This is a genomic window from Collinsella sp. LCP19S3_A7 (assembly GCF_052121995.1).
GTDB lineage: Bacteria > Actinomycetota > Coriobacteriia > Coriobacteriales > Coriobacteriaceae > Collinsella.
Window position 1 is genome coordinate 21855 of record NZ_JBQKDE010000019.1, and the last position, 13345, is coordinate 35199.

Here is a 13345-nt window from a genome sequence, read left to right on the forward strand (position 1 = left end):
ATTCTTGCAGATGTGGCGGCCTGCCTCGCTGTTTTGTCTCAATCTGTAACATCTGCAGCCATTTTTGCCGAGTAACTGTTACAGATTGAGATTTTCTCTTTAGGGGGACTTGAGTGTCTCGATCTGTAACATCTGGACGGACAAAAGGTCTCTATCTGTTACAGATTGAGACAAACAATAGGGGCAAAGACGGTTTGTCTCGATCTGTAACAAATTGGGCGAGGATTTGTCCTCTAGGTGTTACAGATCGAGACAATTGAGTTGGGAAAATAAAAACCTCCGCAGGGGTGCTTCCCTTGCGGAGGTTTTTCTACTCGTTCAGCAGGCGTACTGCTTCGGCGGCCATGTTCTCGACCGTCATGCCGTTCTGAGCAAGCAACTCGTTGGGGTCGTAGCGGTCGGGAAAGCCCTTGGCGATGCCAAAGGTGCGCGTGCGCACGGGCGTGCAGGACAAGTAGCACGCGACGCGCTCGCCCCAGCCACCGTCCAAGATGCCGTCCTCGAGGGTGACGACAACGCGATGCTCGGCGGCAAGGCCATCGAGAGACTCGCGGTCAAGCTCGGTTGCAAAGCGCGGGTTGACGAGCGTGGCCTCTATGCCGTATTCGGCAGCCAAGCGGTTTGTCACGCGCTCGCCCAGCTCAAAGAAATCGCCAAGCGCGAGCACGGCAACGTCGCGGCCCTGACGCACCACGTCGTAGCGAACGGCGCTGTAGTCGGTGTCCTCGGCGGGCGCCAAATCGGGGCGGCTAACCAGGCCAATGCCCGGAACGCGGATCGCCACGGGATGCTCGCGGTGGTCGAGCGACCAGCTCAGCATGGACAGGTATTCCTCCATGCAGGCCGGTGCCAGATAGCGCATGTTGGGAAGTCCGCCCAGCATGGATATATCAAAGAACGAGAGGTGCGTCTCGGATGTGGTGCCAAAGATCGACGCGCCAAACACCAGGATGGTTGCGGGGGTGTCGTTGAGGCACAGGTCGTGCCACAGCTCGTCGTAGGCGCGCTGCAAAAACGTGCCGTACACACCAAAGACTGGCTTGGCGCCTGAGCGCGCAAGCGCGGTGGCAAAGGTCACGGCGTGCTCCTCGGCAATGCCCACATCGACGAACTGTTTGCCGGCCGCGGCGCGAAGCTCGGGTGTAAAGCCCATGATGTAGGGCGTGGCGGCCGTGATGCCCAAGACCTGCGGATCGCGCTCGATGGCGGCGCTGAGTGCCTCGCCCGTAATGTCGGCATAGGTGCGCGGCGCAGGCTCGCTCGGATGGCCCGGGCAGAGCTTGCGCCCGGTTGCCATGTCAAACGGACCCACATGGTGCCAGCGCTCGGGGTCGCTCTGGGCCGGCTCAAAGCCCTTGCCCTTGGCGGTGGAGACGTGCAGCACGATGGGATGATCGATATTGCGTAGTTCCTGCAGCGCGTCGACGAGGGCTAACACATCGTTACCGGTGTCCAGATAGCGGTAGTCGAGCCCCATCGCGCGGAAAACGTTGCGCTCACAGGCGCCGTTGCTGGCGCGCAGTTCGGCCAGATTGCGATACAGGCCGCCATGGTTTTCGGCGATGGACTGGTCGTTATCGTTGACGATGATGATCAAGTTGCTGTCGAGCTCAGCGGCATTGTTGAGGCCCTCAAACGCCAGGCCGCCCGAAAGCGAGCCGTCGCCAATAACGGTAATGACGTTATACGTGTCGCCCGCCAGGTCACGAGCGTGCGCAAGGCCGCAGCCCAGGCTCACCGACGTGGAGGTATGGCCCATGGCAAACAGGTCGTGCTCGGACTCGTCGGGATTGGCAAAGCCAGAAGCCTCACCATAACGCTCCGGATCGATATAGGTGTACGCGCGCCCAGTCAGCGCCTTGTGGGCGTAGGTCTGGTGCGAAACGTCAAAGACAATCTTGTCGATGGGGGAGTTAAACACGCGATGAAGCGCAACCGTAAGCTCAACGACGCCCAGGTTGGGGGCAACGTGCCCACCGACGGCGGCGGAGCTTTCGAGGATTGCCTGGCGGATCTCGCCGCAGAGCAGCGGAAGCTCGGCGCGGTCGAGAGCCTTGACGTCCTCGGGCGTTGTCGTTTGCGTAAGCAGCATCGTTGTGGGTTACTCCATGCGAATCGAGCGCCGGCGCTCCCTCGGCCGGCACAATTGCACAAAACAGTCTCGCACATTTTGGCGTTTGATATGTGACGGCGGCGCGGTAATTCGCCAACTGGTGGGGCAAAACGTTTTGTCCGATGCCATACTGGTAGATTCGATGATGATTAATTCAATGCGTGCAGGCTGTGGCTTGTCGCCGTGAGTCGCTGGAAGGAGGCAGCATGTCCGATGTCGTTCGTGCCGAGAAAATCGCGCAGGAGGTCGACTATGCCGCCCGTCAGCTCGCCCAGGCGGGCCGCTTGGACCTGACGCACGAGTTTATCCAGCATGGCGACGTGACGGTCTATGCACATGTGACTTCGGTAGCGCGGGCGAGCCTGTCCTTTGCCGAGCGCTTGAGCCGTGTCGGTATCTCGGTCGACCGCGCCTCGTTGCTGCGCGGAGCCCTGCTGCACGATTACTTTCTCTACGATTGGCACGATCCCGACCCAAGCCATCGGCTGCATGGCTTTCGGCATCCGTTTTTTGCTCTGGCCCGTGCGGAGGAAGATTTTGAGCTGACGTCGCGCGAGCGGAATATTATCGTGCGGCATATGTTTCCGCTGGTGCCGGTGCCGCCGACGTGTCGTGAGGCATGGATTGTGTGCCTGGCGGATAAATGGTGTGCTCTGCGCGAGACGATCGCCGGCCGTCTGCCGCGCAAGGACGAGGCAGACGATGGCATGAGTGAAGAATCGAGCGAAAAGAGGAGAGGGTAGACGGTGGGGACCGCGATCGACATGGCATTTGACGGCGCGACGCTTGCCGCCTGCCCGCTCTCGGCACTGGTACTCTCGTTTGCCTTTTACGGGTTTTGCGGTTGGGCATGGGAGTCAACAGTCTGCGCCATGCTCAACCAAGGACGCTTTGCCAACAGCGGATTCTTGCTGGGGCCGTGTTGCCCTATCTATGGTGTGGGCGGCATAGCCTGCTGGCTTTTGCTGCGCGGGATTCCGGATGCCTCGAGCCAATTTGTCGCCGCGGCGCTTGTGTGCAGCGTAATCGAGTACAGTGTGGGCCTTCTATTGGAAAAGACAACAGGCGCACGCTTTTGGGACTACTCGCACCTGCCGTTTAACTTGCACGGACGTATCTGCCTGTACTGGGCCTGCGCGTTTGGCCTGGGCGCGTTGTGCATTTGTCGTTTAGTGGAGCCGGCATTGCTGGGACTGCTTGGCCATCTGCCGGTGCTGATTGTGCGGCTGTCCGCCTTTATCGTCTCGGTCGCGATGATGGTTGACGCAGCGTGCTCGTTGGCCAGTTGGCGTCGCCTGTCCGATCAGCTGGAGCGTGTGCGCGCCGACCTTGCCGACCGCATCAATGAGTCGCTTGCCGATGTCTCGGACTCCATGCTCGAACGTATTCCCGATTCGACGATCGACTCGGTAGCGCAGACGCATATCCGTAGCCGCGCCGTTAACGCGTGGCTGGCCGAGCTGGGCGACGCGGCGCTCGATGCCCTTCGTGAGAAGGCTTCGATGCCGACGTTTATCTCGGATGGTGCTCGCGGCCTGGCGCTTGCCGCCCGCCGCGTGGCCGATGCCGCGCCGAGCATGCCTCGTCCGTCGCTCAGTCGTCGCCTTGCCGGTAAGCGCATGAGCCGTCCGGTGCCGAGCGTGTCACTCAGTCGTCGTGACCTGCGCTTTTTCAATGCCTTCCCGCGTCTGCGCATCAATCGCTACGAGGGCGTCATTCGAGCAACTAATCTCCGCGACCGCGCCCACGAGCTGTTTCGGCGCTAGCCGGGATGGGCGCGCACACGGCTCCCTTGCTCGCGTATTTCCCGTTCGTTTCGCGCCCGTTGCCGTGCCGTTTCCAAGATTGCGGTACCGTTTCCATTCGACAACGCAGCGTTTAACAACGCCGCATCTGGTCTACACCAGTTGCCCCTCGGCCGCATTATGGGCGCCGACAACGTTCATGCGATCAAGGGGGAGCGAATGTACGATACGGGATCGACAACGTTTATGCTCATCTGCACCATGCTCGTGTTTTTAATGACACCGGGTCTGGCGTTTTTCTATGGTGGCCTGTCCAGGCGCAAAAATGTCATCAACACCATGCTTATGTGCTTTGGCGCCATTGGTCTGGTTGGTGTGCTGTGGATTGTCGCCGGCTGGTCGCTGGCCTACGGCGGCGACGGCTCGAGCCCGTTTATTGGAGGCCTTGACCAGCTGCTGTGCTTGCCGGTGCTCAACCAGGTGCTGCAGGCGGCCGAGGGCAATGCTGCGGACGGTGCTGTCTACCCTCAAATCATCAACATCACCTTCCAAATGGCGTTTGCCATGATCACGGCTGCTATCGTCACGGGCAGCCTGGCCGGCCGCGTTAAGTTTGGTGCCATGACGGCCTTCCTGGGCATTTGGCTGCTCGTGGTCTATGCGCCGCTCGCCCACATGGTCTGGGGCGGTGAGGGTTCCTTTATCGGCGACATCATCGGCGCGCTCGACTTTGCGGGCGGCGACGTGGTGCACATCTCGTCCGGTCTGACGGGCCTGATTCTCTGTTTAATGCTTGGCCGTCGTCGCGGCTTTGGCATGGTGAGCTACCGCCCGCATAACGTGCCGTTTGTGGCGCTGGGCGCCGGCCTGCTTTGGTTTGGCTGGTTTGGCTTTAACGGCGGCAGCGAGTTTAAGGCCGACGCCGTGGCCGCGCTCGCCATCCTCAACACCGTGACGGCCAGCGCGGCGGGCATGGTCTCGTGGCTTGCCCTTGAGCGCGTGCATACCGGTCGCCCCACGCTGGTGGGTGCCAGCACCGGTCTGGTTGCGGGCCTTGTGGTGGTCACGCCGGGTGCGGGCTTTGTCGAGCCGTGGGCAGCGCTGGTCATGGGCCTGATCGTATCACCTGTCTGCTACCTGGCTATCAGCCATCTTAAGACCAAGTTTGGCTACGACGATGCGCTCGACGCGTTTGGCTGCCACGGCATCGGCGGCATCTTGGGCGGCGTGCTCACGGGCCTGTTCTGCGTGCCTGAGCTCTCGTGGACCGGTAAGGGCGGCCTGTTCTACACGGGCGACGTGTCGCTGCTCATCTCTCAGATTTTGGGCATTGTGGTGACGGTCGCTCTTGTACTGGTGCTCGACTTGGTGATCGCTGCGGTGGTCAAGGCGCTGTTCCGCGGCAGCCTGCGCGTGGACGAGGCAGACGAGGCGCTGGGCCTGGATGCGAGTCAGCACGGCGAGAGCGCGTATCCTTCGTTCTCCGGACTCGATTAGCAGCTTCCCCAAGCACCGCACCTTGCCGTTCAATCGTCGCGCGGCTTTCCCAGGCACCCGACCTTACCCCTCAAACCGTCGCTTGCGTACCGAAGTACGCGGCGCTCCTCTTTCGGGGCAATCTCGGGCACCTGGAAAACCCGTGCCACATGAATGAGCGGTTCATTTCTTTATTAAAGAGAGGAATTCACTATGAAGAAGATTACGGCGATCGTTCGTGCCGAGAAACTTGAGGTTCTTAAAGATGCGCTGTTTGCTGCCGATGTTCGTGGCATGACCATCAACCAGGTGCAGGGCTGCGGTGCGCAACATGGCTGGAAGGAATACGTGCGCGGAAACGAGTTGCTTGTCAATACGATCCCTAAGGTACAGTTCACCCTTATCTGCGCCGATGAGCATGTCGACGGAATTGTCGACATCATCTGCAACGCCGCCCGCACCGGTGCCGTTGGAGACGGCAAGATTTGGGTCGAGCCGGTCGAAGAGGTCATCCGCATCCGCACCGGCGAACACGGCCCTGCCGCGGTGTAGAATCGACCGCCTGACGGGTGTGCCTCTCTTGGGGCGCGCCCGTTCTCGTCTACAATATCGTGCAGACGAAGGAGAGGCATGTCCATGATCAAGATGTTTGCGAGTGACTTAGACGGAACGCTGTTGAATGCCCTGCACGAGGCAGACGGGACCATTCGCCGTGCCATTCGCGAGCTGACCGAGGCTGGCCTGCATGTGGTTCCCGCGACCGGGCGCTCGACGCTGCCGATCGGCGAGCATGGCTTTACAGGTCTGGCACTCGACGCCTGCTGCTCCAACGGATCCATCGTACGCAACAGCCATGGCGAGGTGCTCAAGACCTGGACCATCAACCCGCAGGTTACCGAGGAGCTGCTCAAGGCGTTCCCGGACATTTGCTTCGACTGCTCCACGCCCGATGGCATGTTCTCGAGCGGATCGTTCGAGATGCACCAGGCGGGCTTTAAAAAGGACAGTCCTATCAAGCGCATCGTGATGCGCGGCATGTGTGCACGTGGGGGGTATCACGAGGAACAGTATTTCGACCAGTCGATCGGTGACATCCTGCGCCATGACGTATGCAAGATCAATTGTCGCGTGACCTCGCCCGAGCTGGAGCGCGACCTTAAGGCATATTTGGCCGAGCGCTCGGACCGAGTGGTCAACGCGCCGTTCGATCCGGTGATGTTTGAGATCACGGACGTGGCGTGCAACAAGGGTGAGAGCGTGGCCTGGTTGGCGGGCTACTACGGCATTGCCGAGGACGAGGTCGCGGTTTACGGCGACGGCGGCAACGACATCGCCATGCTCAAGCGCTTCCGCCACAGCTATGCCACCAAGAATGGCAGCGATGCCGCCAAGGCCGCCGCGAGCGCGACCATCGGCAGTTGTATGGCCCATGCCGTCCCCAAACACATGCTTGCCACCATGCATAAGCAAAACTCCCGCACCATCATCGAATAATGTGGCAAAGGGACTGTCACTTTGTCACATTCCGGGGTTCTCGACTAGCCAATGCTCGTAGGCGCGTTGCATGAGCTCGGCCTTGTCGGCTTTTTTGCGGCAGCCCTTCTGCTCCTCAACGGCCAGTCCATAAGCACCACTCTGCTCAAAGGCGCTGGTGTCCCAAGCACCGTGTTCAATGCGCGACCATACGGCATCGATGAGGTGTTCGAGCTCGGCAATGTCATCGGTGCTGGCGGTCGTCGAGAACGGCGGACGCAACTCATTCGTTGCCTTGTCGGGCTCGACATAGTAGTCGCCCATGGAAGTGACGGTGTAGCCATAAAACTCGGGTGATGCTTCGACCAGCAGTTTGTAGAACTTGAGCTGACGATGGTAGCCTGCGGGGACTTCTTTGCCAAAACCAGTCTTGTAGTCAACGATCTGCACCGTTTTAGCTGCATCGTCAACGAGGAGCAGGTCGAGAAAACCAAAGAGCGGAGTTCCTTCGGTGGTCAGGCATTGCATATTCGCCTCCGTGACGCAGCGATAGCCATGCACGTGCTCGACAAGCCAGGGAACGAATGCACGACAAATGCGTTCGAAGCGCTCCGAATAGCGATGGACGTCCTCGGGGGCAAAATCGAGCCACGAAATCTGCTGACGATACTCGGCCTCAATTGTCTCAATCGCCGCCTCGCCATCGGCTGCCATTCTATTAACGATCTCCTCGAACATCGCGTGAACGATGGTGCCGAATTCGATTTGGATCGTGGGCGCCGTGGGCAGGCGCACAATCTGCTTCTCAGGGAAGTGCAGACTATTTGCGCATCCAGGCTCGTACGTCACAAAGTTGTTGAGCGCTGTGGCAGAAAGAAACTTCACGTCGGTATGAGGTTCCAAAAGCGCGCGGAGCTCGGGCGTATCAAACACGTAGTTGTCGCGCCACTCGGTTTCGATTGCAACGCTGAGCTGGTCTGTCTCAGCAGAAACTTCGCAAGAGTCGATAAGCCCCGTGAGCTCCTGCAAAGCCAACCCGCCGGCGCGGTACAGCTCGAGGTGTCGCTTAGCGCGCGTGATGGCGACAAACAGCAGGCGACGCGCGTCGTCGCTGTCCTTTTCATCACGAATCAGCAGGTTGGATGGGTACAAACTCATGCCGCCGGCGCCTTTGTGCCAAGTGGAGTCGTCGGCATCGAGCAGGTAGACGCAGTCGAACTCCAGGCCCTTAGAGCTATGGGCGCTGGTGAGGCGAACAGCTCCCGGCGCGCCGAGGTTGATCGATGCGTCGATACTCACGCCAAACTTTTGAGCGGCATCGAGCTTGTCGACAATATCGGGCAGGCGAAGCGCGCGTCCCATACGGCGCGCGTCTCCCATCTCCCCCTCAGCAAAGGCAAGCAAGGCGCGGATGCCGGCATTGAATTCGGCGGCGCCCAGCGGATCCTGTTTTTTATGATCCTGATAATAGCCAAGGCTGCGTTCGACAATCTTAAAGAGCAACGCTCTGACCGGCGAGGCGCCGGCTTCGGCCGCCCACTGCATAAGGTCGTCGTGCAGCTCTTTGACGCGGGCGATATTGCTCTCGCGCATGGCGGCCATCCAGTCGCCATGCTGGTCTCGCTTGGCGCTGAGCGCAAACGTCACGGACGATGGATGGTCGCCGCCCAGCTCGGTGGCACAGATGATCTGCGGAAGATAGCTGCTGGCGAGCTCCTTCTGCCCGCGAGTAAGCGCGGCAACGCAGCGCAGCAGCGCCAGCGTCGTCTGCATACGCTCGGAGGCAAAGAGATTTTGCCGTTCACGATAGGAAAACGGCACGTTCTCCTTAACGAGGAAGGGGATAAGCGAACGCAGTGCGGCGTGTTTGGCAGAGATGACTGCAATTCCTTCATTGGGATCTTCGCAGTCATTGAGGTAGCCGGACTCAAGCCGCTGCTTAATGCTCGCAGCGACAGCGGCGTATTCTTCGGCTTTGCCGCTGAAGACGTTCTCACTAAAGTTGACCTGGTCACCTTGGGGCCTAAACGCCACGATCGATTTGTTCGAGCTAGCGTCGAGGCGATATTCAATTTGCCGTGCGATAGCTTGACCAAGCTCAACGATGGCGGGCGTGGAGCGATAGTTGGTCTTGAGCACGATGCTCCGGGGCGAGAACTCGGCCGCAAACTGGTTGGCGCATTCGATCGTGGCGCCCTGAAAACGCATGATGGCTTGATCGTCATCGCCAACGGCCATAATATTGGGCGCATCAACGCCGTCGCAGAGCAGCTCGATGATGCGCATCTGGGCACCATTGGTGTCCTGGAACTCGTCAACTTGGATATAGGTATAGGTGTCCTGGAGCACTTGGCGCAACGCGTCGTTGTGCTCGACGGCGTTAACGAAGTCGCCGATCATGTCGTCGTAATCGTAGAGATGGTGCTGGTCGAGCTCGCTCTGGTAGCGACGCGCGACCCCGCAAGCGGTCTTGAGTCGCTCGCTCTGCTCCGCAATCTTAAACGTGCGCCCCTGCGAGTTGCTGCCTCCAAAGAAGGTATCGCGCACCTTGGTGTATCCCGAGGATTTGCCCTTCTCATCGATGAGCTCGGTGCGGCGAACGGTGTCGCGCAACTCAAGGATGTACGGCACGTATGTGCCGGCGGGACAGTCAATCGGGCGGGTGAGCGATGTGGGTACCATGGCGCAGGCACGCTCGACCTCTTCCTCAAAGCGTTCGGCTAACACGGCGCTTGCCCTTCCACAGACGAGCGTAAGCAGCTCGGAATACTCGGTGAGCCAGGCAGCGGCGTCGATATTCTGCTGTGCGATGGCGCTCAGCGTGTCGTAGTCCAGGCCACTGCGTTTGATTTTGGAGACAAAGCCGATCATCTTACCGATGTTTTGTGCAGGCATATCAGGTGACCCTCCGCCTAACGGAGAACCAAAGGGCAGCGATTTGAGCAGCCGATCAAAAATCTCTTGCTGGTGCAGGCTGGTAACAAGCGTGTCGGTCGAAGGGCGCATGAAGTACTCGGGATAGCGCGACCTGATGCTGCTTGCAAATCCGTGGAACGTACTGACTTCGATGCCGTAGGCGTCGCGGCCGATGAGCTCAATCAGGCGCTTGCGCATGGCCTCCGCGCCCGCCTCGGTATAGGTGAGGCAGAGGATGTTGCTAGGGGCGGCGTCGCGTTTGGCCAAGATGTTCGCCGCGCGCAGGCTCAGCAGCTGCGTCTTGCCGGTGCCGGGGCCGGCAATGACGAGCAACGGACCATCTAGGCATTCGACGGCCTCGCGCTGTTCGGGATTCAGGCGCTCGAACGATACGTTAAAGTTGGGGGTCATGTTCATGGCAGTATTACCTGTCTTCCTGGTAGAGCGCACGCGTGCTATCGAGATAGTCAAGATATATATCGATGGCACTTTGAGGTTGAACGATCTTAATGAAGGTGCTGAGCTGCAGCAGCCAGCCAAAGAACTGAGGCGACAGCGGGGCTTTGACGGTCGCCAACAGGCGCCCGTCCTGGTTCTCAAACACGACGGCGTCGAGTCCAAACTTGTCGATGAGCGGGTTCATCGCGCGGTCGTCGAGCTCCAGCACGACGGTGGTCTTGTCGGCCGCGTAAACGCCAAACGACGGCGAAACGTGATCTTCGAGCACATAGCCCGCGATACGCGGATCCTTGGTCGCGGGCTCCTCGGACACCGCAACATCGAGCATGCGGTCGACGCGGTAGGGCGTGAACGGCTGATGACCCGAGCCGGCATTAGCCCATTTATCTCTAAATCCAATCATGTAATAGAGTTCGTCGGAGTAGATAAGGCGTACAGGCGTGAGCTCGTAGGTCTTTCCGTCATGATTAAGGGCCTTTTGCTTGGCGGCGTCGTAGTGGAAGTAACGAAACCGAATCTTGCGTTTTTCGCGCATAGCCTGCTGAATCAAGTCGATGTTGAGCAGGGCATCAGAGTTTTGCATCTTCACGCGCGAAGGCACATCGACGCGCTTGTGCATCAGCTCGCGTTCGCCCAGGCTGGCGAGGCTCTGCAGCTTGCCGATGAGGTGGTCGGTCAACTCATCGGTCAAAAACGGCGAACTCTGAACGGCGTCAACAAGCATGATGAGCTCTTGCAGGTCGAGCGGGCGTGAGACCAGCGCCCATTCCTTGCCACCGCGCTGGTTGATGTTGAGCCCAAAGTCGCGAAGCGTTTGCAGGTCGCGATAGATGGCCTTGCGTTCGGCTTCGAGGTCGTGATAGGCGAGCTCCTCGATGATCTGCTGCGTTGTGAGTCCGTGCGTGCTGTCGGTCTTTTCCATCAAGGTTTTAAGCAGGAACAGAAGCCTGAGCTTTTGATTTGGTCTGTTCGCCACGTTGTCTCCTTTCGCCGGCAGGGTACCAACCGGAGATACAAAACAAGACCCGTTATTGGGACTCATTGTAGTCCGCGCGACCGTAGTATTCGCAGCAATAAGAGCTCGAATAGGGCGAAAGGTGGTTAAACGGAAATCGGCGGTTTGGCTGGCAGGTGTGACATGCGCTCTATTGGCTTGGGGCCGGTTCCGGTTTACAAGGATCAGAACAGGAGAAATGCGATGGCAGACATCAAAGTCTTTGCCGAGAATCTTGAGGATTCAACCAAGGAGCAGATCGAGGAGATTTCCAGCTGCCCGGCGTTTGAAGGCGCCAAGATCCGCATTATGCCCGATGCCCATAAGGGCAAGGGCTGCGTGATTGGCTTTACGGCAAACTTGGGCGACAAGGTGATTCCCAACCTGGTTGGGGTCGACATCGGATGCGGGATGTACTGCGTGCCGCTTGCGGAAACCATCGCGCGCGACGACCTCATTCAGTTCAATCGCGATGTGAAGCGCGCGGTGCCCACGGGCTTTAGCCTTCATCGCGATCCTGCCTGCGTACTCGCGGACTTTAACATGGAGTCGCGCGATTGGCTTCAGGACAAGCGCAAGGTTGAGCGCTCCATGGGCACGCTGGGCGGCGGCAATCACTTCATTGAACTCGACGAGGACGAGGATGGGTGCCAATATCTGGTCGTGCACACCGGATCGCGCAACATGGGCAAGCAGACGGCGGAGCATCATCAGGCGCTGGCGCAGAAGACGTGCACGGCAGATATCCCCGACGAGCTTAAGTATCTCGTGGGAGATCTTTCTGCCGAGTATCTCGTCGATATGCATAACTGCCAACGCTTCTCGAATCAGAACCGCAAGGCGATTGTCACACAGATTGTTGAGCGTACGGGAATTCGGCTCGACGGAGACGGCTTTACCACCATGCACAACTACATCTCGGAAGGCGGCATGATTCGCAAGGGCGCCATTAGCGCTCATGCGGGCGAGATGGTGCTGATTCCGTTCAACATGCGCGACGGTGCCGTTATTGCACGCGGCAAGGGAAACGAGGACTGGAACTGTTCGGCGCCGCACGGGACGGGTCGCGCGATGAGCCGCGCCAAAGCGTTCCAAACGCTCGACACCAGGTCGTTCGTTAACGAGATGCGCGATGCCGGCATCTACTGTCCGAGCGCATGCGAGACGACGCTCGATGAGTCGCCCGAAGCGTATAAGCCTGCGGATGATGTACTGAGACTCATGGACCCGACGGTTGATGTTATTCACCGACTCAAGCCGATTTGGAATTTTAAGGCTACTGGTAAGCGTGGTAGGCGTTAGGAGGGTTGCGATGACGCTAAAGATGGACTCCAGGGACGACCGAATTGGCCGTTCTGTGAGTTTGGGCGAGATGCTGGGCCTATCAGGCGTGATGCCGCCGACGCCCGCGAATCAGCGTAGTGGGAATCGCAAAGAGCGTGATGACGAGGTTTTTGACCTCAGCGGGTTTCGCAATCGACTGGTTTCTGGGCTCGATCGCCGTATGGAGACGTCGCTTTTTGAAACTCCTTGTGTGTTGAAAACCGGTATGTCGGTCGATGATGCCCTAGGTGGCGGCGTTGGGTTGGGCAAGCTCAGCGTGATTGGCGGCGCGCATGAAGATGTCTCGAACGTGCTGGTGTATGCGGCTTTGCGTCTGAGTGAGCAATGCGCCGTGCTCTACATGCCGATTCGAGAGTGTGAAGAGGACGCGATCGCCCGGCTTATTCGCGCCGAGATGGATGACAAGGTGTCAGAGGATCCTGAGGAACGACAGGTCGAGGCGATTCGCGCAACGATGCGCCTCAAGCAGCGCAACCTAGGCATTTTTGTTGAGGACAACATGACCATGGACCTTTTAACGAGCTGGTTGCTCGGCGACCAGACGTGGAATAGAGCAGTGCTAAAGGACGTCGTGGTCGTAATTGACGGACTCGAGATGCTCGACGACAATTGCCCCGTGAATGCAGCCCTGCGCGACCTGCGCAACATGCTCAGCCCAACATCCGCCATCCTGGCAGGCTGCTTTGCGGCAGAGGGCGGCAACGATGCGGCTTTTGGGTACCGTCAAGATTCTTTCGCAAATTGATTTAGCCGTCTCCGGCCCCGTCCTCTTCTAGCCCTCCGCCTTTCCCCTCAGCTCGTCCATCTCCTCCAGCTTCGACATGT

At 59.1% G+C, this 13345-nt stretch carries 10 protein-coding genes; 7 read left to right on the forward strand and 3 right to left on the reverse strand.

Going from position 1 to position 13345, the window contains the following annotated elements; all coding sequences use genetic code 11:
* Positions 1 to 310: 310 nt before the first annotated feature.
* Positions 311 to 2092, reverse strand: coding sequence for a 1-deoxy-D-xylulose-5-phosphate synthase (locus ACTQV3_RS08110; protein ID WP_441536101.1), 1782 nt, complete (start codon positions 2090 to 2092; stop codon positions 311 to 313).
* A gap of 227 nt (positions 2093 to 2319) precedes the next feature.
* On the opposite strand from ACTQV3_RS08110, the gene ACTQV3_RS08115 reads away from it, so the two are divergent.
* The 5 genes from ACTQV3_RS08115 (at position 2320) to ACTQV3_RS08135 (ending at position 6828) form a co-directional block, all read left to right on the forward strand.
* A complete protein-coding gene (locus tag ACTQV3_RS08115) occupies positions 2320 to 2856 on the forward strand; it encodes an HD domain-containing protein (RefSeq protein WP_441069142.1) in 537 nt (178 codons plus the stop codon).
* A 3-nt stretch (positions 2857 to 2859) separates the two neighbouring features.
* Positions 2860 to 3879, forward strand: a complete 1020-nt coding sequence (locus tag ACTQV3_RS08120) for a putative ABC transporter permease (protein ID WP_441069144.1) — start codon at positions 2860 to 2862, stop codon at positions 3877 to 3879.
* A 198-nt stretch (positions 3880 to 4077) separates the two neighbouring features.
* Positions 4078 to 5355, forward strand: a complete 1278-nt coding sequence (locus tag ACTQV3_RS08125) for an ammonium transporter (protein WP_441069146.1) — start codon at positions 4078 to 4080, stop codon at positions 5353 to 5355.
* Between the two features lie 192 nt (positions 5356 to 5547).
* The gene (locus ACTQV3_RS08130; RefSeq protein ID WP_117629936.1) at positions 5548 to 5886 is read left to right on the forward strand and encodes a P-II family nitrogen regulator; all 339 of its coding nucleotides are present in this window, start codon (positions 5548 to 5550) and stop codon (positions 5884 to 5886) included.
* Positions 5887 to 5964: 78 nt separating this feature from the next.
* Complete coding sequence (locus tag ACTQV3_RS08135) at positions 5965 to 6828, forward strand: HAD hydrolase family protein (RefSeq protein WP_441069148.1); 864 nt, start codon at positions 5965 to 5967, stop codon at positions 6826 to 6828.
* A 24-nt stretch (positions 6829 to 6852) separates the two neighbouring features.
* On the opposite strand, the gene ACTQV3_RS08140 is transcribed toward ACTQV3_RS08135, so the two are convergent.
* On the reverse strand, positions 6853 to 10140 hold the full coding sequence (locus tag ACTQV3_RS08140; protein ID WP_441069150.1) for an ATP-dependent helicase: 3288 nt from the start codon (positions 10138 to 10140) through the stop codon (positions 6853 to 6855).
* A gap of 7 nt (positions 10141 to 10147) precedes the next feature.
* Positions 10148 to 11158, reverse strand: coding sequence for a helix-turn-helix transcriptional regulator (locus ACTQV3_RS08145; RefSeq protein ID WP_441069152.1), 1011 nt, complete (start codon positions 11156 to 11158; stop codon positions 10148 to 10150).
* Positions 11159 to 11380: 222 nt separating this feature from the next.
* Between ACTQV3_RS08145 and ACTQV3_RS08150 the strand changes: the two genes are divergently transcribed.
* Positions 11381 to 12478 carry an RtcB family protein gene (locus ACTQV3_RS08150; RefSeq protein WP_441069154.1) on the forward strand — a complete coding sequence of 366 codons (1098 nt, stop codon included), beginning with the start codon at positions 11381 to 11383 and terminating at the stop codon, positions 12476 to 12478.
* A 10-nt stretch (positions 12479 to 12488) separates the two neighbouring features.
* A complete protein-coding gene (locus ACTQV3_RS08155) occupies positions 12489 to 13265 on the forward strand; it encodes a hypothetical protein (RefSeq protein WP_441069156.1) in 777 nt (258 codons plus the stop codon).
* The last annotated feature ends 80 nt before the right edge of the window (positions 13266 to 13345 follow it).

Bases quoted from the DNA above. Each gene is read 5' to 3' on its own strand.
- ACTQV3_RS08110 (WP_441536101.1), bottom strand. From the start codon at position 2,092: ATGCTGCTTACGCAAACGACAACGCCCGAGGACGTCAAGGCTCTCGAC.
- ACTQV3_RS08115 (WP_441069142.1), top strand. From the start codon at position 2,320: ATGTCCGATGTCGTTCGTGCCGAGAAAATCGCGCAGGAGGTCGACTAT.
- ACTQV3_RS08125 (WP_441069146.1), top strand. From the start codon at position 4,078: ATGTACGATACGGGATCGACAACGTTTATGCTCATCTGCACCATGCTC.
- ACTQV3_RS08130 (WP_117629936.1), top strand. From the start codon at position 5,548: ATGAAGAAGATTACGGCGATCGTTCGTGCCGAGAAACTTGAGGTTCTT.
- ACTQV3_RS08135 (WP_441069148.1), top strand. From the start codon at position 5,965: ATGTCCATGATCAAGATGTTTGCGAGTGACTTAGACGGAACGCTGTTG.
- ACTQV3_RS08140 (WP_441069150.1), bottom strand. From the start codon at position 10,140: ATGAACATGACCCCCAACTTTAACGTATCGTTCGAGCGCCTGAATCCC.
- ACTQV3_RS08150 (WP_441069154.1), top strand. From the start codon at position 11,381: ATGGCAGACATCAAAGTCTTTGCCGAGAATCTTGAGGATTCAACCAAG.
- ACTQV3_RS08155 (WP_441069156.1), top strand. From the start codon at position 12,489: ATGACGCTAAAGATGGACTCCAGGGACGACCGAATTGGCCGTTCTGTG.